Consider the following 19875-nt stretch of genomic DNA (forward strand, 5'->3'; position numbering starts at 1 on the left):
AAATAATGATGAATTTAGCATCCATTGATATCGGCTCCAACGGAGCCCGACTCCTCATCAAGCGCTTCGATCCCGAGGCAATCCGAGAGGAAGACCGCATCAAGAAACTCATGTTCATCCGCATCCCACTGCGATTGGGTAAGGATGTTTTCACCCTGGGAAAGGTTTCCAAGGAGCGTGAGAAGATGATGCTCCACATGATGAAGGGCTTCAAGCAATTCATGAAACTCAATGACGTAGAGGCATTTCGCGCCTGTGCCACTTCAGCCATGCGCGATGCCGAGAACGGCAAGAAGGTGCTCAAGAAGATAGAGAAGCAAACCGGCATCAAACTCGAAATCATCAAGGGTCAGGAGGAGGCACAGCTCCTTTACAACAACCTGGTAGAGAAAACAGACTCCAACGAGGGCAGCTTTGCCTACATTGATGTGGGCGGTGGTTCCACGGAGGTGAGCATCATCCACGACGGTGTGCTCGCCGAGAGCTATTCCTACAACATGGGTACGCTGAGAATGCTGAGCGGCAAGGTGACTGCCGATACAGAAAAGCTCTTCAAGGAGAACCTTACGAGATATGCCGAGCAATACGGCGACATCAGGATCATCGGTTCGGGTGGCAACATCAACAAGTTGAACAAGCTGGCACGCCACAGCAAGCAGGACTCCAAAAACCTGACGCTTGCCGAACTGAAGCGTCTCTATTCGATGATGCAGCCCCTGAGCATCGAGGAGCGCGAGATTTCCTTCTCTCTGAAGGAAGACCGTGCCGACGTCATCATTCCTGCCGCTGAAATCTTCCTCAAGGCATGCGAATACCTGAAGTGTGAAAGCATCATGGTGCCCAACATCTCGCTCGCCGACTCCATCGTGGATGGACTCTACGAGAAGATGATGGCAAAAACTGAAGAATAAACCACTTCATCCGCAAATAAAATAAAAGATATGTCAATATCTCAAATTTTTATGCTATCTTTGCACAGAAATGTGCGAAGGTAGCATTTTTTTTGTTTACCTTTCGCCTCTTCTTGCGTCATACACATAAAAAGGAACAAATGGAAGAAACAGAATTTGAACATATCGCCCAGGAAATGCGCCCCAGGTTGACAGCACATTGTCAACGCTATCTCTCGGCAGGAACCCTTGCCGAAGAAGCCGATGACATCGTGCAGGAAACCCTGGTGAAGCTCTGGAAGATGCGCGACAAGCTCTCGGAATACCAGAGCATCGAGGCCCTAGGTATGACGATAGCCAGGAATCTCTGCATCGACCATCTGAGACGCAACAAAGCCCAGACTGCATCGCTGGAACAGATGAAGCATCCCGCAGAAATCTGTACGGCAACCGAGCGTACCGACCAGGCCATCATCGGCGAAGATACGCAAAGGCGACTCAACAGGGCGATGGACAGGCTTCCGGATACGCAGAGAAGAATGCTGCTATTGAGAAGCGAGGGAAAGAGCCTCGATGAGATTGCCGAAATCTGCGGAGCCAACAAGACGAGCACCAAGACGATGATTTCTGCAGCAAGAAGATCATTGTTGAAAATGATGAAGTCATAAAAGGCTGGTGCTCAAATTGAGCTCTATATTAAACTTCAAATTGAATTCTAAAAATGAAAGAAATGAAGAAACTAGAAGATATAACCTATCGCCACGAGCTGATAGAGCGCTACCTCGATGCTGATACCAGTGTGGAGGAAGAACAGGCATTGGCTGATTTCTATCGCCATTGCGAGGAGAAGGATTTAACGGATGAGGATCTCGACATCAGAAACCTGATGCTGGGAATGGAAAACTATACTCCAAATATTCTTCTGACGGAAGAGGAAATAATGGACGAATTGGACAGAAAAGAAGAGATGAAAGAACTGGACAGAAAAGAAGCTGATGGACAGCTGCAAATGAAAGAGATGTCCCTTGCAACTTCTAAGAAGCACGAAACAAGATGGGTACGCCTCTCTGCGATACTTCTCGCTACGGCAATGCTGGCAGGACTCATCTTCCTGCTCTTCCCTATCAAGGATTATTTCTCATCCTCTTCTGAACAACAACCTGGCCTTGCCAACCTGGTTCCTACAGAGCAGGTGGTTCGCTCGCAGCCATCTTCAGAAGATGAAGACGGGAACCTGAACGCATACGAAAAGATGGAACGTGCCGACTCCCTCTTCCTGGCTGCAACCCAGGATATCGTGACCCCGCAGGAAATGAAGGCAAGCAAGATGGTACTTGCCAAAAGAAAGAATATCGCAGAAAGAAGCGAGAACCATACAGAGAAGACTGCAGAAAATACAGAAGAGATCTCTTCTGAAGCAGAAAGAAGCATTCATGAAGATTTCAATCAGATTTATGAAGTAGCCTCTGCCGCCCTGCCTTCTGCCGAGCAGCTGACCATCAACCGCCAAGGCAATAACATCGTTATCTCAACCCTGGACAACGACGGCAACATGCAGCATTACACCATCAATATCGCAGAAACGCAAGATGGTAGCTATCAGCTACTTCCTTTGGCACAGTTAAACGAATGATAAAACATTTCACGCTGAATTATAAACATTTCACGCTTATGAAAAAGTATATTTTCACCATTGCATTTGCTCTGCTAGGCATAACCAGCAGTATGGCATCCAAGGCAGATACCCTGCGTATCTACAGCATTGACGGTGAGCGCATTCCAAACTTCACCGGCAAGGAACTCATCGGTAAAACCATCAAGAATTACCAGGTAAACACCAACGTCCTGCCGGCACCCAAAAGAGATGTGATAGAAATTCATATCATCACCACTACCACACCTCCTGCCCCCAAGCCAGACCCTCACTATCTGATCAAGGGCAGAGAGCAGGAACTGACTAAAGAGGAATTCAACAAGATTTCTCCCAGCAAGATCAGAGCCATCGAGGTCTTGAAAGAAGGCACCAAAGCCATTCAGGAAAGAGGTCTGAAAGAGGATGGCAGAAGCTACATCATCGTTACTCTGGAGAAATAACAGACAAAACATATCCCTTTTTCTTCAGCGACTCAATCTTAACGGTCGCATCATGCTGAAGAGCATGGCGAAGATACGTCATCTGCACATTCACAGCCAGGGAGTTGGCATAGCTCACGGTACCCCACACCGCCTCCTGTATCATCTCCTTGCTTACAACATTGCCGATATTCTTCGCCAGCAGACGGAGGATGTCGGCTTGTCGGCTGGTGATGAGCACACGAGAGGAACGGGTACGAAGCTCATTGTTGTTATAGCAGAAGGTGGTTTCTCCGAAATGATACACCTCCTCTTCTATCGTCTCACTCTCATTCATGGAGAACCGCTCCTCTATTCTTGCCAGCAACTCTTCCGGATAGAAGGGTTTGGCAAGATAATCGTTTGCCTTCAGGGAGAAACCTTTCAGTCGATCGTTCTTCTCCGTACGGTCGGTGAGAAAGAAGATAAGCACCTTCGGGTCGATGGCTCTGATGCGCTCAGCCACCTCATAGCCATCCATCTCCGGCATATTGATGTCGAGCAATACCAGGTCGGGCTTCACTTCCGGGAACTGCTCCCATGCCTTCTTGCCATTGCCGGCATAAGTCACATCGTAGCCATGCTGCTGCAGGAAACTCTTCAGCAACATGGAATACTTCAAGTCATCGTCTGCAAATAATATCTTGATCATTTTTTCTGTTGTTTATAGCGTTAAACCGGATGCATCAGGAGTGCTGCGGGATGACAATCGAAATCCTGGTTCCCTTGCCCACTTCGCTCTGCATCATTTTTCTGCCCCCATGGGCCTTCACAATCATATCAACAAAACTCAAACCCAAGCCGATGCCCGGCTGCATCATATCCGGGTAAGCATTGCTGCGATAGAACTTCGTCCAGACTCTCTGCTGCTCGTCGGGCGAAATTCCGATACCATTATCTGATACAGAAATCATGACTTCCTCCTTCACGGTATCTCGGCAGGCAACATGGATATTGACGATATCGCCGGAATACTTCACCGAGTTCTCCATCAGATTACTGACCACATTCAGAAGCTGGTCTCTATCTCCCATCATCCTATCGGAAGTGCGCTGGTAATCGAACGAAACATTCACCTCCTTCTGCTTATTCTTTCGATAAACTGCCACCAGATTCTGCAAGGCGGCATGGATATCGAAAGAAGTTATCTGGAGCGGGATATGTTCCTCTGCCCTGATTACTTCCCGGAGTTTGGCGAGATAGGCGGTCAGGTTATCGCTCTCCTCTCTAACCGTCTCCATGATGAGGGCATTCTCATCCTTCTCATCAGTCTTTTGAGCAGAGAATACGGACACACACATCTTCAGTGTCTGCACGGGGCGCTTCAACTCGTGAATCATCGTATGCACGAAGTCGCTTCGCATCTTATCCACCTTCTTCTGCAGGAGCATCACCTTGATGAGATAAGCTATGCTCAGGAGAAGCATGATGGTAACCAGCAGACTTCCTATCATCTGCCACATCATTCCCTTCAGGATGGGCAGCATCGGCACCTGCATCCTCATCTGCATCGACTGATACTGGATAGGATTGAAAGGCACTTCCACCAGCATTTCGTGATGAAACAAGGTAGGAGGCTCTAGGATTCTTGTCTGCCACAGACGATGCTTTCCCGTCTTCATCTCTGCCCCGATGAAATCATTGCCCAGTTTCTTACTGATGAAACGGTCAAAATGCGCCTTGTCAAAGCGGGTAAGCTGGTAAGTGATGTAAGTATTCAGGCAATCAAAAGAATTGTTGGAATCCGTCTCACGCAAATCGAAAGTATCTCTCTTCTCCATCACGTTGCCGAATCTCGGCTTGCTATACACCACTCCACCAATGATTGTATCCGTATCCAGCGGAGAGCAAATCGTAGTACAGGGACGCTTGAAGTCAGAAAAATATGCCGTAACGACATAACCGATATGTGATTTTTCTTTTACCGCTGCTCCGATATTTGCCTGATAAGTGACTATTGCCTGTTCCGCCTTTTCGGCATTTTTCTTTCCCATCTCTCCCATCGAATAGGTTACACTATTGTAGAGCCAATAGGTCTGCAAGCCTATCAGCAGGAAAGAGGAAAGGATGGCGAGCTGCCAGACTTGTTTGATTCTTCTATTCATATCATTTTTTTTTTTCGATGCAAAGGTACAAAGATTTCATTATATATAATAAGGTGAAGCAAGATTATTTTGCCAGCGTAATGTTTCAGTAATGATTATTTGCGATTTTGAGCCCGAAAAGCTGTTCCTTTGCAGACGAAAACAAAAAACAAGGAAGAAAATGAAGAAAGAAACAGTTTTATGCGCGATGCTAGCCACCGCCACCTGTGTAACAGCACAAAACGGGAAATTCCCGACATCTGGAGTTTGCGCAGACTCAATACAGACGGAAAATGATTCGATCAAAGCTGATAAGGAGACTGAGATCTATGCTGATAAGGAGGCTGAGACAAAAGCTGATAAGGAAGCCGAGATTCAAGCCGTAACCGTAACAGGTCATCGCCCGATGTACAAGATGAGAAACGATGCCCTGGTTACCCGTATCCGCAACACTCCCTTGGCAAAGGAGCCAACGCTGGAAGATGTATTGAAGCACATCCCCGGCATGAAACAAACCGCCGATGGAACTCTGGAAGTAAACGGACTGGGAGCACCCATCATCTATCTCAACGACAAGAAGGCGACTTCTGCCGAACTCTCTCATCTCGATGTGAAGCTGATAGATGAAATAGAACTCATTACCACTCCTGGTGCAAAATATGATGCAACGACGGGAGCCGTACTGAGAATCCTGACGAGAAGAACAGACGAGGGTATATTCGGCAAGATGCAGGTGTATGATAAATTGAGCGAGGTGAACACCAACCACGAGGAATTGACTCTGGGTTGGGTAACGAAGAAAATTTCGCTCACAGGATTTTACGGTTACACAGACAACCGTTACAATGTGCATCAGCCACAGGAAGCGCTCGTAAGAGCCAAAGATGGCGAATATCTCTTCGGAGCCGACCGCCATGGCAAGAACAAGGCAAATTATAACGCTACGGAACTCAACTTCGACTGGTTAATCAGCAAGCAGCACGAAGTGGGAATACAATGGGAAGGGCTTTGGCTGAATGGCGGTAGAAGCGAGAAACAGCAGCAGTACTATCGCTATCCTACCCCAGCAGGAGAAGATACAAATAGCGAGATGAAGCTTTCTGATGCGGATGGCAAGATGAAGTATTTTGATTCGGAGAGCCAGCAATGGGGACACCAGCGCAGCCACCACTTCAATCTCTTCCATCTGGCTAAATGGTCGAAACATCTCTCATCACAGATTTATCTGGACTATGCAAGGAACAAGGATTCTGACAGACAGCCTATCACGGAGAAAGAAGGTAGCGAGATGCAGGAAACCCTCAACCGCTCTAATTCCAACTACGATATCTATAGTGGAAGAATCGAAGTCAAGCAACTCATCTCTGATAAACATTCCATCAACTATGGTGGCGAATGGAGTCTGATGGAAGGCAAGGGAAAAACCGAAAGTTCTGCCGATATGCTTGGAACTACGGAATACAAAAACCACGATACCAAGACGGCTGCTTACCTGCAATATCAGGGTAAAGCTGGCAGATGGAGCTGGTGGGCAGGCATCCGATACGAGCATCTCACATCCCGATACACCAATCTGTCGGAGGAATCTCCCGACAATATGGAGCGCCATTACGACCAGTGGTTTCCATCGTTCGGTATCACTCTCAACGAACCATCGTGGCATCACTCGCTCAGCTTCCGAACTACCACCGCCCGACCTTCTTTCAGTCAGCTCAGTGGGAACATCTACTATATCTCGCGCTTTCAGTATCAGATCAGCAATCCGAAGCTGCAGCCTGTCAACACCTATCGTCTGACCTACTCGGTACAGTGGAAAGACTTCATGGGAATGCTGAGATACACCCGTATCGACCACTCCATCATGTACATTCATGAAGTGCCGGAGGACAAGCCCGTAAGATACGTGAGTACATTCATGAACTTCAACAAGATGCAGAAATACATGGCATATCTCAACTGGGGACACGTCTTCGGCTGCTGGCGTCCGAATGTCAATGCAAGCATCACTTACCAGCGCTTCTCCGTAAATGATCATGGAGAGCTAATCAGTTACAACGGAGCAACTTGGAATGCATCGTTTGATAATTACTTCACGCTACCAAACGACTATCAGCTGTCGCTCTCCTACAGTTTTGACAACGGAGGACAAGTGGGCAAAACGAAGTTCAGCCCCACTCAGAACTGGAGTCTTGGTGCCAACAAATCGTGGATGGACGGCAGATTACAGGTTGCCTTCAGTGCCAACGACCTCTTCCATCAGCAGCTCTTCAAGGAGCGAACCCACGAGCATGCCGTTGACTTCTCCCAGACTGAGGATTACAAGCTATGGAGCTACAAGTTGACCGTAACCTGGAAATTCAACAAGCGCAAGGGAAGATACAACGGCATGAACAGTGCGGAAGATGAATTGAACCGACTATAGCCGGACAAGACTCTCTTATCTTAATGATCTTTATAATTTCAAGTATCCGGGTTATCCCACTCCCAGCAGTTCTACTTCGAATATCAGGGTAGAACCGCCTGGGATGCCCGGCTGCGAGAACTTGCCGTATCCCATCTCGGCAGGGATGTAAAGTTCCCACTGGTCGCCCACGTGCATCTGCTGCATGGCAACAATCCAGCCATCTATCAGGTCGCTCAATCGCATGGCGAAAGGCGTACCGCCACGGCTGGAATCAAACTTCTTGCCGTTGATGGTCCAACCGGTGTAATGAGCCGTCACGATGCTGCGTCGGCTAGGCTGTGCTCCCTTCGGGTCGCCCTGCTTCAACACCTTATAATATATACCACGAGGCAGCGCCATAACGCCCTCCTCCTTTGCCTTTTCCTCCAGCCAACGCTTGTTGGCTTCAACATATTCTCTTTTTGCCATAAATCTTTATTTATATCCTAAATCAAAAAATATTCTATAGGGTATCTTATTACCCACTTTCACACCTTTTCACACCTCTTCCATACGGATCAGATTCCAGCCATCAAACTGCATGATAATCTTATGCAGTTGGGTTCCCTGTCGCAAGGCCTCAACCCTTGGAGCCACGGCATAACGGCAGATTTGCTCTTCAGCAGCATCCCACTGCTCCCCTATCATCTTCTCGAATGTTTCTTTCGAAATTCCCTTTTCTTTCTTTGGCACAAGTTTCAATTCTATGATATAACTGTGCTTGGTAGGATAACGAGACAAGTTTGGCAAGAGGAAGAAATCGCAATAGCCATGATTCAGTTCCAATTCGGGGGCAGTATAATAATAGTTGTTCAAACTAAGGTAGGCCATAAAGAAACCTTGCAGATTTCGCTCGCCTCCGATGGTATCACGCACCGAAGAGACTTCGGCGTATGCTTTTGCCATATGCCCCAAAGCCTCACACCATTTCCCCTGGAATGCCATGTAAGTGAACATCGTCTTGAGCTCATCAATATTTACATGCTTTACATCCTGATATTCTTCCAGCAAATACTCATAATATTGCTTGCGAACATTGTTGTTGGGAATACCCAGTATCACCTGGTCGCCAAAAGTATCCTTGATGGTCAACATTCCATAATAGAAAAGCAGACTTGGGAACACGCCGGGGTCGGTAATGGAACGGGCTGGAAAAGTTTCACGAAGATTCGTGATAATCTGCCCCGTCTCAGCAATGGTGCGAATCACTCCCTTGCGGTCTCCATCCAACTTATCCAACTGCAAAAGGCGCTTCATCTTATTATAGTCGGTCTTGGTATTCGGGTCAATCATCTGCTCTGGGGCAGCCCCCGTGCTTACATACGTGCGAAGATAATAAAGCACCATATCGCAATTGAATACCTTGCTCTGCTTATTCAACGCCATCTTTGAAAAGCAATAGTTATCATACCATGGTTTCATTTCCGCTACCACTTTCTGAATATCACAGTCAGCAGGCAGTTTTCCTGCCGTTTTGTAATATCCAAACAGTTCCATCACATCCTCCTCGGAGAAGCCGAGCATCTGATTAAACTTCAGTTTGGTAGAAATATGCCATCCTATGTTGAACCCACTGGTAACATCATCGAGCGTAACAGGACTTACACCCGAGATGAAGATACGACGGCAAGTGCCCTTGAACTTCTTGAAGATGTCGCGATAAAAACCTTCTGCATGAGTTATCGCCCAATACATGTCCTCACCCTGCTCATTGAGTACGGTGTTGGTGAAATTATCGTATTCGTCTATGATGAGATAAACATCCAGTCCTAGCTTTCTGTTCTCATCGTTTATCATATTGAGTTTCTCTGTTGCTTCAGTAGAAGCCAGCACCTTTTCGACAAAAGTCTCTGAATAGAAGTCGCGATAAACATCAACAAAGCTGTCGAGCTTGATACGACAATAACTGTTGAAGTTATCCTCCAACTTCTCTATTGTTCCTCCCACCTGCGAAAAGTCTAGATGCAAGACGAGAAACTTGCCCTGCAAGGGTGTAGGATGCTTGCCTATCCAGAGATTGCCAAACCATTGCTGGAACTTATCCTTGGTATGACAATCGTAATAGGCATGCAACATACTTAAGAATATGCTCTTTCCAAAGCGGCGAGGACGGATAAAAAACAAATTATCCGCTTCATCTTCCAACTGTGGAATATACATAGTCTTATCTACATAATACTGATTCCGTTCCATCACGTCAACGAAGTCAGATACGCCGTATGGTATTCTCTTTGCTTCCATGTGCTGATATTTTTGCGCAAAGTTACAAAAATCTATCGTATCTGCAAAAGAAAAAGGAGAACTTTTCTTCTTTTATCAAAGAAAAGCAGTACCTTTGCACCCTAATCATCAAAAAATACGATATGCCACAGACACTACATATTGCAATTATTGGTGGGGGTGCCGCAGGATTCTTTGCGGCGATAGAGGCCAAGCGCAACTTCCCTCACGCCGACATCACGATTTTCGAAAAGAATTCGAAGGTTCTCGCCAAGGTGGAAATCACGGGAGGAGGAAGATGTAATCTTACCAATTCCTTTGAGGAAATTTCCGACCTGAAACAGGCGTACCCCCGCGGACATAAACTGATGAAGCGACTCTTCAAGAGATTCGACTACCAGCATGCCTTCGACTGGTTTGTGGAGAACGGCGTGCCACTGGTTACGCAGGAAGACCAGTGCGTGTTTCCGCAATCGCAGGATTCGCACAGCATCATCGACTGTCTGGTGAATACCGCCAAGCGACTGGGCGTGAAGATACAATGCAACCACCAGCTCACCGCCATCACCGAACTGGAGGATGAGCGCCTGCTCCTGGAATTCAAGATTTCAAAAGAAAAGGGAAATCTATCGGGTGCATCTTCTGCCTCTCATCCCGTTTCCGAAATCAGGCAGATTGCCTTCCACCGGGTAGCCATCACCACGGGCGGTCATCCGAAGATGGAGAGCTTCAAGCATCTCTCAGACCTGGGACATGCGATAGAGCTGCCTATCCCATCGCTCTTCACCTTCAACATCGCCGACAAGGCTTTCAAGAATCTGATGGGCACGGTGGTAGAGCCGGTATATACCAGCATTCCGGGCACCAAGCTGAAGGCAGAGGGTCCGCTCCTCATCACCCATTGGGGCATGAGCGGTCCTGCCGTGCTGAAGCTCTCATCCCATGCAGCCCGCTATCTGCACGAGAACAATTATCAGATTAAGATTTCCGTAAACTGGGTACACGAGAGCAACCGCTCGCTGGTGGAAGAGAACATCCAGGGCATCATCATCGCCAACCCGCAGAAGCAGCTGGCAAGCATCCGCCCCTACAATCTGCCATCCCGCCTCTGGCTCTTCCTGATTCAGAAGATGGGGTATGCGCCCGAGAAGAAATGGAGCGAAATGGGAAAGAAGGGCTGCAACCTGCTGATAGAAACCCTCACCAACGACCTCTATCAGGTAAACGGCAAGGGAGCCTTCAAGGAGGAGTTTGTTACCTGCGGCGGCATCAGCCTCAGCAACATCGACCTGCATACCCTGGAGAGCAAGGTGTGCCCTCACCTCTTCTTTGCCGGCGAAGTGCTCGACATCGATGCCATCACCGGCGGCTTCAATCTGCAGGCAGCCTGGACCACGGGATATGTGGTGGGACAACATATAGGAGAATAAAAGAATCTTAAAGAATAAAAGATTATCGGAGAATAAAAGTTTTTGAAAAATACCAAAAAAGCAGAATACCAATTGATATTCTGCTTTTTTCTATATTACGATATTAAGATATTTCGATACTTCAGGTTTACTGTGCTACGAGATAAAGCACGCGTGAAGACCAGTCGGTCTTCTTACCCCAATCTACATTGTTCTCCAATGGCATCTCCAAACCATGCTCCATCAGATACTTGCCAGAGTATGACTTGCCCTCGCAATCGAGCGGAGTATTGTCGATGACATTCAACTCACGCACCTTATACATCTTGTTGGCATCCAGACCCGCCATCTTTACTCTTGGCAGATGAACATTGTAGAAGTTGGCTATCTTCCACCAGTAGAACACAGCCTTATCCTTCGCCTCGCTTACATACATGATAGACGACAAGCCCTGGTTATCGTATGGAGAAACCAGACGATAGAGGTCGCCAAACTGTACCACAGGGCGAATCTCCTTATACTCGCTGATGGCCTTGCGGCAGAGTGCCTTCTCTTCCTCCTTCATGTGCTTAGGCTGTATTTCCATACCCAGACGACCGCTCATGGCCACATCGATGCGATACTTCAATGATGTGGTACGGAACACGGTGTGGTTAGGCACGGCAGAGATATGACTCGCCATGGCGATAGCTGGGAAGAAGTAGCTGGTGCCATACTGCATATAAATGCGCTGCAGGGCATCGGTGTTGTCACTCACCCAGAACTCGTCGAAGCCACGAAGGCTGCCCCAGTTGGCACGGGCACCACCGCTGGCACAGCACTGGATTACCACATCCTTGTACTTGGCACGGATGCGGTCGATGACATTGGCAAAGCCCTGATGGTAAGCGATGTAGAGATGACTCTGGTCGGCAGCAGAAAGATACTGGCTGCCATGGTTCATGATAGACATGTTGGCATCCCACTTGATGTAGGCAATCTCAGGATACTTGGTAAGCAGATTATCTACCACGCCAAATACGAAATCCTGCACCTTAGGATTACCCAGGTCGAGCACCAGCTGTGTGCCGCCACGGCCTACCACTGCATCACGCTTAGGCGCCTTGACTATCCAGTCAGGATGCTTCTCGTAGAGTTCACTCTTGGTGTTGGTCATTTCTGGCTCAATCCAGATACCAAACTTCACGCCGTTCTTCTTGGCATCACGGAGCAGACCCTCGATGCCATCAGGCAACTTTTCGGTATCCACCACCCAGTCGCCCAGGGCAGTGTCGTCTTTCTTTCTAGGATATTTCTTTCCGAACCATCCGTCGTCCATCACGAAGAGTTCGCCACCCATGCTGTGGATGTCGGCCATCATCTGGTCCATCCCCTTCTGGTTGATGTCGAAATAAACACCCTCCCAGGAGTTGAGCAGGATGTCACGCTCCTGGTCGCCATGGGCAAGCACATACTTGCGTCCCCACTTGTGGAAGTTGCGGCTGGCACCGCTCAATCCCTCATTGGAATAGGTGAAGGCGAGCGCCGGAGTCTTGAAGGTTTCGCCCTTCTTCAGGTGATATTCAGAGTTCTGCTCGTTGATGCCGGCAAAGAAGTAGTGATACTCCGTATCGTCGGTCACGGTCTTGAGCTTATAGTTGCCGCTGTATTCCAGTGCCGCACCGATTACGGCACCCGTATTCTCCTGTCCCTTGCCGTTGAGCGAGAACATCACCTCGGCATGGTCGGTATGCGAATTGCGTACGCCATCATTGTTGCGGATAACGAACTCGCCTGGCTGCAGCTTCTCGTGGCTCAACTGCGCCTCGGCAGCCCATGTACCCGAGAGGTGGCTCATCCATACATCGCCACAGCGGATAGGAAGCATGGCAGAAGCGAAGGTGGTCAGGGTAACGATGCCCTTTTCGCCATTGCGGATTTCGGTCCACGCCTCAATCATATCCACATCCTTGTAGGCACGATACTTCAAGTCCACCTTTATATTATATACAGGATCCTTGAGATGGATGGTAGTAAGGGTGGCATTTGCCTCCTGCTTCACGTTGCTGCCCGTAGCCACGAGAGCCGTAGAAAGATTACCGTCGCTATGGCGCATGGCGAGTGCAGCCTCTGTAGGAGTGTTCAAGCCATAGGCAGGATAGGCATCCATTCTTCCGTTGGTAGCCACCTTGAGGTTCTGCAGGTCGGCAGCATTCAACTTGGTACCGAAGTAGAGATACTGAGCAGGTTTGCCGTTCTCCACATCGAGAATAAGTGAGATGCCCTTACTGTTAACTGATACTTGCTCGGCCATCGCAGGCATGGCGACGGAGATGAGCAAAAACGCTAGTGATTTTAATTTCATCATAGTTGAATTATGTTATTAGTTTCTGTCATTGACTAATTTTTCGACTGCAAAAATAAGAAAAAATAAGATACTAGCCAATACTTTTCTGCTTTATTTTAAGGCAAAAGCAGAAAAAGGCAAACATCCGTCAAAAAAAGCAAAGTTTTGCTTCCTGATATAAGTCTCCATCAGGAAGGCATAGAATATTTAGAGTTAAGGCAAAAAATATTTTCCCTTAAGGCTAAATATTTTTAGCCATAAGGGTAATTATATTCATACTATTCTTCCTTCGAAACAAAGTCTCTTACGATGCGGGTGTATACCTCGTGATGGTCGCGATATGCCATGGCATGAACGGAGCCTTTGGCGATGAAGATGGCTTTTCTTCCCTTCGTCTTCGCCTCATAAAGCGGATGCAGCATGGCGTAAGGCACGAAGGCATCCTTGTCGCCATGGATAAAGAGCATCGGTTTGGTGCTCTTGCGAACCTGCTCTATCTGCTGCGCCTCGGCAAACGACCAACCGTAGCGATACTGGCAAAGGGCGGAAGTAGTATTCATCAGCGGGAAGGCAGGCAAGCCAAACTGGTCTTTGAGCTGAGCGGAAAACTCATCCCATACGCTGGTATAGCCGCAGTCCTCCACAAAGCACTTCACGTAATCGGGAGTCTTCTCTCCCGATACTGCCATCGTGGTTGCCGCACCCATCGAAATACCGTGAATCACCTGACGGGTATTCTTCACTCTTCGTTCTTCACTCTTCACTTTTCCTCTTTCACTCTTCACTTTAAAAATCTCATTGGCGATTTCCGACCATCTGATGACATCCCATCTATCCTTCCATCCCATCTGGATATGGTCGCCCTCGCTCTCTCCGTGTCCATACAGATCTGGCAGGAGCACATTATACCCCATATCGTGATTATAGAGATAGGCGATGTGCAGCATTCCCTCGGAGCGCACCTGATAGCCATGCACCACCACGGCAGTCTTTTCCGTAGTCTTCGGTGCATAGAGATAGATGGCATGGGCCTTATAGCCCGACGGCATCACGACAAAGGTATCCTTCACGCAATGGTGCTGATACACAGAGTCCATCCAGGCAATCATCCAGGGGCACTCGTTCTTCATTCTGTTCTTCCAATGCTCAGCCGTCATTCTCTCCTCCTTCGGATAGTTGAGCGAATAATTGAGCATATAGTTGCTGGCACCATACAGTCCCAGCACCACAAGCACCACCAAGCCCAGAGCCGAAGCAATGCCTATCTTTCTCATCCTTTTCTGTTTTATCTTCTTCATTTCTTATTGCCATTACATATATCTAGATTTATTCAACTCTATTCCACTCTTAACAAAGAGCTGTTTATATTCTTATTAACATCCTTCTCTACTTTTTGGGTCTTCCTGCCAAAGTCGAAGGAGTAAGCAACCTTGATGCTGGCATATTGCGAAGCCGTCTGGTCTTTGATGCTCTTACTGTAACTGTAGATAGGCAAATCCAACCAATATTGCTTCTCCTGCTTTTTGAAAGGCGATACTGCCTGAAGTTCTACATAGAGGTTGCCCCTGCTGTAAGAACACGACATTCCATAGTCGATAGGAGTCTTGTTTATCACCAAAGCAGCTTCATCTAAAGACTTCTTGCCAAAATGCAGGTAAGGCTTCAAGGCAAAATCACCCATGAACATATTCAACCCAAGATTACCCGTCAAATTGTTGTTATGCTTCGACCAGGTAGTCTTCACCTCCGCATGGTTATATCTGATATCTCCCGACAAATTGGCAAACTTACACAGTTTGTACTGCAAGGCGAGGATAGCAGAATAATATTGAGCATTTCCACCATTCGAGTAAGTCTTCACTATTTTCCCGTTTGCCTCATCCAGGTAATAATCATCAGTTACAGGATGATGATTGTAACGGAATTGTCCGATGGCAGAAACACTCAACCTGTTGAAACGCCCCATATAATACAAATAGGTGTTGATGTCATGCGATTTCTTCAGTTCAGGCATTCCCTTTTCCATCATGTGGGAATTGACCTGAATCATAGCCCGGTTGATGACATCCATACCATGATTGGAGTTCACAAAGTTGAATGACCACAAGAGCATTCCCTTATTCAGCTGGTATTGCACATTCGTATTGATGCGAGGAGACAGCTGGCTAAAACTGTTGTCTCCATGCAGATGATATTGAAGCCAATCCAATCCGATGCGGGTTTTCAGGCTCAAGCGCCTGCTAGCCTGGAAATTATAGGAGAAGAAAGCCAACGACTCCCCTTTCCACAGATGCTGCCAAAGTTCGCAATTGCCGGAATAATCGGCATTCCAGACATCGTGGTAATGAAACAGTTCCACGGATAAGGAATGCTTTTGAGAGAAATAATTATAGATGGCAGACAGCTGGAACGACAGCGCATTCTCGTCTTCATCGGTCATTGCCTCGAAAGGTTGTTCCTGGTAAAGACGGTGATAGGAGTTGGCAGAATACTTGCCATGTACTCCCAAGGTAAGCGTCTGATTCTTGCTTAATGGCAAGTTGGCGTTCAGGTCAATCTTAGGAGACAGACTCTTCTTCCTGATATTTGAGAATACATCCGTCTCTGTGCTTTCCTTCGCAAAACCAGAAGATGCATTTCTTGGAGTAGAAAGATTGACGAGCGTAAACTTGCCCACCCAATATCTCTTTCCCTTCTGGTTCTGATAGCGGAACTGCATATATTCCTGATGATTCCGGTAAGAATTCTTACTATAGCTCTCCCTATCAAATAGGGATTGCGTAAACTGATAGTTCTCATTGTTCCAGGTCTCAGTACCATCCACATGACTATAGTTTGCACCAGCAAACACAGTATAGGAATTGTTACCTTTTACATAATTGGTGGCAACGTTATAGTCGCCATGGTCATATCCTATCGTCTGCAGTCCGTCAGCCTGCACATATCCTCCATACCGGTATTGCTTGGTAATAAAGTTAACGACAAGCTTATCCTTGGCGTATTTTCCCGATGGAGCATCATGATATTCTATCTTCTCGATGTCACGAGGACGGAGCATCTGTATTTCCCGGATGTCGCATTCCTGCCCATTCAGATACAAGGTGGCTTGCAGTCCCATCACATCCACCTGATTCGACTTTGCATCGATGATGAGTCCTGGGATATTCAGGTTTTCCAACACCCCGAATCCATTAACCGCATGTTTTCGTTGCTGGCTGTTGGGATAGATGACGAGATGATCACCCACACGACTGATATTGGAGGCTGATACCACCACATCATCCAAAGCTTTAGTAGAGACAATAGAGTCCTTCCCAGTGTTCTGAGCGAACACGGGCACAGCAGCTATCAGCAGTCCCAAAGAGCAAAAAACCGTCTTCATTCTTACAATATGTTTTTATTTCATCATTATCTAGTACAAAAGTACACATTATTATCCAAAGCCATTACATCTCTTCCGTTAAATTTGTATAACTGCATCAAATTACCAATTCCATCCAGTTCTTCATCCCTCCTACCCGGAATGCATTCCCGTTTTTTGCTATACATCATCTCTTTAAAAAAATAACTCATAGAGATAGCATCCAAAAGTCATAGAGTTACGGGGAGAAAAGCATAGGGTTACGAGAAGAAAACTATAGGGAGAAAAGCTAAAAAGCCTGATTTTGACTCCAAAACCACTGAAAAAAACAACACGGACAAATTGAATTTGTCCGGCCTCTTTGTCCGTCGGCTTATAATATTCTAAATATCAACTACTTAGAACCAACCGGACAATTTGTCCGGACAAATTCAATTTGTCCGTATTTTAAAAATGAGCTATAATCTGCTCTTTTCTGCATTACCGGCACCCGTACCCTTATACTTGCTCTTAGTGGCATTGAAGTTATAAGTTACATTGACCAAGAACATGCGGGTATTATCTATACCGGTTCTGGTGAAGTGCGCATACGAATTATGATATTGCCAACTCTCGTTCTGTCCATGAAGCAAATCCTCTGCTTCCAGTCTCACAACCAGTCGGTTATTCAGGAACGACTTGGAAATAGACGCATCCAGGGAATTCCATGCATAGTTGACACCCAATTCGCTATAATTACGCGACTGGTAAGCGTATTCCAATCGAGCCTTCCAATGATGTGGCAATACCCAGGTATTCTCCAAATCCAGATAGAGAGAAGGACGGTTGGCATTATAGTCGCTGACGTATTTGCTGGCATCAAAGAACTGATTGAGCAGACCTACCGTATAGTCAAGATGCCATAAGCCTATCACCGGAGTAGCCTCAAGATAGAATTTCAGGTTCTGAATCTTATCTACATTCTCGTAATATGACAGGGCTATATCCTTATTGCCCTGGAATGGCTTCATCATATATACCGAGGCATTCTTGTTATAAATATATTCAGCAGAGAAACTCAACCAGGAATATTGCGCATCCCATTCCAGATGATAGGCATCCGTTGGTCGCAAGTTAGGATTACCGCTTTCATAGGAATGACGACTCGTATATCGGGTATAACCGGAAAGACGGAAGTAACTTGGTCGATAGGTCTTTGCCGTGAAACTCAACGAAGAATGCCACTTGCCCTTGTCATATCCCAAGGATACATTAGGAAATACATTATCATACTTTCTGCTCATATCCGGATTGAGCACTCCCTCGGCATAATAGTCTGATTTTACATGCTCATATCTCACACCGGCATTCAGAGAATAATCTCCCAACGACCATGCAGCCTCAGCAAAGGTGGCAATGTTCTGTTCCTTGATTCTGGAATCATTGGATGCTGCCACACCACCCTCGTTCTGGTTGTTGGTATGACTATCAGAATTTGTGTATTCCGAACCAAAGTCTATGTTCAACTGGTCGGTCAAAGGATAAGAAACAACCAATTTACCGGCAAGCAACTTTCCTTTGGTATGACTATCTGAACATACAATCTGGTCGCCCAACTCAGAACTGGTTTCTGTGGCTTTCTGTATCTGGTCTTTCGTCCGCCACATAGCAGATGCATTCAAATCTATACTCCACTTGCCTATCTTACCATCATAATAAAAGTCTGCCTGATGAATAGGCGTCTGCTTGGAATCAGACTCATCGTTGAGATAATTTACATCTCCCTGGTGAACTCCATCCTGAAAGATAGAATAATTATTCTGATCAGTAAAATACTTGGTATAGCCAGAACCAAACTTATACTTCAGACCAATGGTATGATTTGCGTTGAATTCATAATTGAAACCCAGATTGGCATCAGGTCCATAATCTCTAGAATCAATGCGCCCTACTGATTTTTGATATATCTGATGCTGATTTCCATTGATATATTCATCCAATCCCAACTTATCATAGAAATACGAATCTGACCACATCAATCCACCGAATACATCCAATCCACCCACACGGTAATTGAGATTAGCCTGCTCTTGCCAGGCATTCTTCATGGCAAAACCATATTTTGCCTGGAAATTACCACTCCATCCATAACCTTGCTTCTTGACCGTAGTAATACGAATCACCGAATTGACCTGGGCATCATACTGCGCACCAGGAGTCGTGATAACCGTCACGTTCTTCACATCCTTGGAAGATATGGTTTGCAATTCATTTTTGTCGGTCAGCTTTCTGCCATTGACATAAATCTCCGGTGTGCCTTTTCCGAACACCGAACAGTTTCCATCTTTATCTACACGCACTCTTGGAACCTGCTTCAACAAGTCGGCAACCATACCTGCATCACTCAGTATCGTACCCTGCACCTGGGTCTGGAATCCCTCGCGAGTCAGTTTTGTCTTTGGGCGAACCGCCTTCACAATCACCTTCTGCAGGTTCATCGTTGCCTCCTTCAGAGTAATTGAACCTATCTTACCAATATTATAAGTATCAACAGCGGTATGATAGCCCACGCAACTAACTCTTACTATCGCCTTTCTGGCTCCGCAGGGAATCACAAACTGGCCGTTCTCATTCGTCACGCCACCATTAATCAATGAAGAGTCACGAACATTCAGTAGGGCAACATTGGCGAAATCTACAGGGCGATGATGCATATCCACAATGCGGCCTATCATCTTGGTGGGAGTCTTCTGCGTACACTCCACGAAGATGTTTTCGCCATCTATCGTCATCTTCATCGGATAGAAACCCATAATCTGGCGGATGGCATCCGGAGCAGTTCGCTTCACGATACTCGTGGTAACCGTGAAATCCTCCAGTTCATCATACATAAAGTTGATACGATAATCCTTGGTGCTCTTGGCAAGGATGGTGAGTGCTTCTGACATAGAAGTCTTACGGAAGCTGCGGGTGATGCGTTGGGCATAGATGGTCTGAAGAGAAAGGCTCATCAAACCTGCCAGCAGCATGATATATCTTAATCTTTTCATC

General features: G+C 46.7%; 14 protein-coding genes. 6 read left to right on the plus strand and 8 right to left on the minus strand.

Translation table 11 applies throughout. From position 1 onward, the window contains the following. The first annotated feature begins 5 nt into the window (after positions 1-5). The 4 genes from V8Z93_RS10695 to V8Z93_RS10710 all read left to right on the plus strand — a co-directional run bounded on the left by V8Z93_RS10695 (position 6) and on the right by V8Z93_RS10710 (position 2984). Positions 6-911: a Ppx/GppA phosphatase family protein gene (locus V8Z93_RS10695; RefSeq protein WP_439431492.1), complete on the plus strand. Its 906-nt coding sequence runs from the start codon at positions 6-8 to the stop codon at positions 909-911. A gap of 140 nt (positions 912-1051) precedes the next feature. Continuing rightward, entirely contained in the window at positions 1052-1558 is a 507-nt protein-coding gene (locus V8Z93_RS10700; RefSeq protein ID WP_439431493.1) for an RNA polymerase sigma factor, read from the plus strand. A 62-nt stretch (positions 1559-1620) separates the two neighbouring features. Further along, on the plus strand, positions 1621-2523 hold the full coding sequence (locus V8Z93_RS10705; RefSeq protein ID WP_439431494.1) for a hypothetical protein: 903 nt from the start codon (positions 1621-1623) through the stop codon (positions 2521-2523). Positions 2524-2561: 38 nt separating this feature from the next. Further along, entirely contained in the window at positions 2562-2984 is a 423-nt protein-coding gene (locus V8Z93_RS10710; protein ID WP_439431495.1) for a hypothetical protein, read from the plus strand. On the opposite strand, the gene V8Z93_RS10715 is transcribed toward V8Z93_RS10710, so the two are convergent. Together V8Z93_RS10715 and V8Z93_RS10720 are read right to left on the minus strand one after the other, a co-directional pair. Next, positions 2968-3654: a response regulator transcription factor gene (locus tag V8Z93_RS10715; protein WP_118201233.1), complete on the minus strand. Its 687-nt coding sequence runs from the start codon at positions 3652-3654 to the stop codon at positions 2968-2970. The genes V8Z93_RS10710 and V8Z93_RS10715 overlap by 17 nt on opposite strands. A gap of 34 nt (positions 3655-3688) precedes the next feature. Then, positions 3689-5107, minus strand: a complete 1419-nt coding sequence (locus tag V8Z93_RS10720) for a sensor histidine kinase (protein WP_439431496.1) — start codon at positions 5105-5107, stop codon at positions 3689-3691. A gap of 160 nt (positions 5108-5267) precedes the next feature. On the opposite strand from V8Z93_RS10720, the gene V8Z93_RS10725 reads away from it, so the two are divergent. Beyond that, the gene (locus tag V8Z93_RS10725; protein ID WP_439431497.1) at positions 5268-7508 is read left to right on the plus strand and encodes an outer membrane beta-barrel protein; all 2241 of its coding nucleotides are present in this window, start codon (positions 5268-5270) and stop codon (positions 7506-7508) included. A 51-nt stretch (positions 7509-7559) separates the two neighbouring features. Here V8Z93_RS10725 and V8Z93_RS10730 read toward each other — a convergent pair whose 3' ends face one another. After that, entirely contained in the window at positions 7560-7958 is a 399-nt protein-coding gene (locus tag V8Z93_RS10730; RefSeq protein WP_022121977.1) for an FKBP-type peptidyl-prolyl cis-trans isomerase, read from the minus strand. Positions 7959-8027: 69 nt separating this feature from the next. Beyond that, on the minus strand, positions 8028-9770 hold the full coding sequence (locus tag V8Z93_RS10735; protein ID WP_295420633.1) for an ATP-binding protein: 1743 nt from the start codon (positions 9768-9770) through the stop codon (positions 8028-8030). A 122-nt stretch (positions 9771-9892) separates the two neighbouring features. Between V8Z93_RS10735 and V8Z93_RS10740 the strand changes: the two genes are divergently transcribed. After that, entirely contained in the window at positions 9893-11179 is a 1287-nt protein-coding gene (locus V8Z93_RS10740) for an NAD(P)/FAD-dependent oxidoreductase (protein ID WP_439431498.1), read from the plus strand. A 127-nt stretch (positions 11180-11306) separates the two neighbouring features. On the opposite strand, the gene V8Z93_RS10745 is transcribed toward V8Z93_RS10740, so the two are convergent. The 4 genes from V8Z93_RS10745 to V8Z93_RS10760 form a co-directional block, all read right to left on the minus strand. After that, on the minus strand, positions 11307-13502 hold the full coding sequence (locus tag V8Z93_RS10745) for an alpha-galactosidase (protein ID WP_439432851.1): 2196 nt from the start codon (positions 13500-13502) through the stop codon (positions 11307-11309). 260 nt (positions 13503-13762) lie between these two features. Beyond that, complete coding sequence (locus tag V8Z93_RS10750) at positions 13763-14782, minus strand: alpha/beta hydrolase (RefSeq protein ID WP_439431499.1); 1020 nt, start codon at positions 14780-14782, stop codon at positions 13763-13765. A 38-nt stretch (positions 14783-14820) separates the two neighbouring features. Beyond that, complete coding sequence (locus V8Z93_RS10755; RefSeq protein ID WP_439431500.1) at positions 14821-16866, minus strand: hypothetical protein; 2046 nt, start codon at positions 16864-16866, stop codon at positions 14821-14823. A 437-nt stretch (positions 16867-17303) separates the two neighbouring features. Next, the gene (locus V8Z93_RS10760) at positions 17304-19874 is read right to left on the minus strand and encodes an outer membrane beta-barrel family protein (protein ID WP_439431501.1); all 2571 of its coding nucleotides are present in this window, start codon (positions 19872-19874) and stop codon (positions 17304-17306) included. Position 19875 lies beyond the last annotated feature (1 nt).

Origin of the sequence: Segatella copri, from assembly GCF_051861805.1 — a bacterium.
GTDB lineage: Bacteria > Bacteroidota > Bacteroidia > Bacteroidales > Bacteroidaceae > Prevotella > Prevotella copri_M.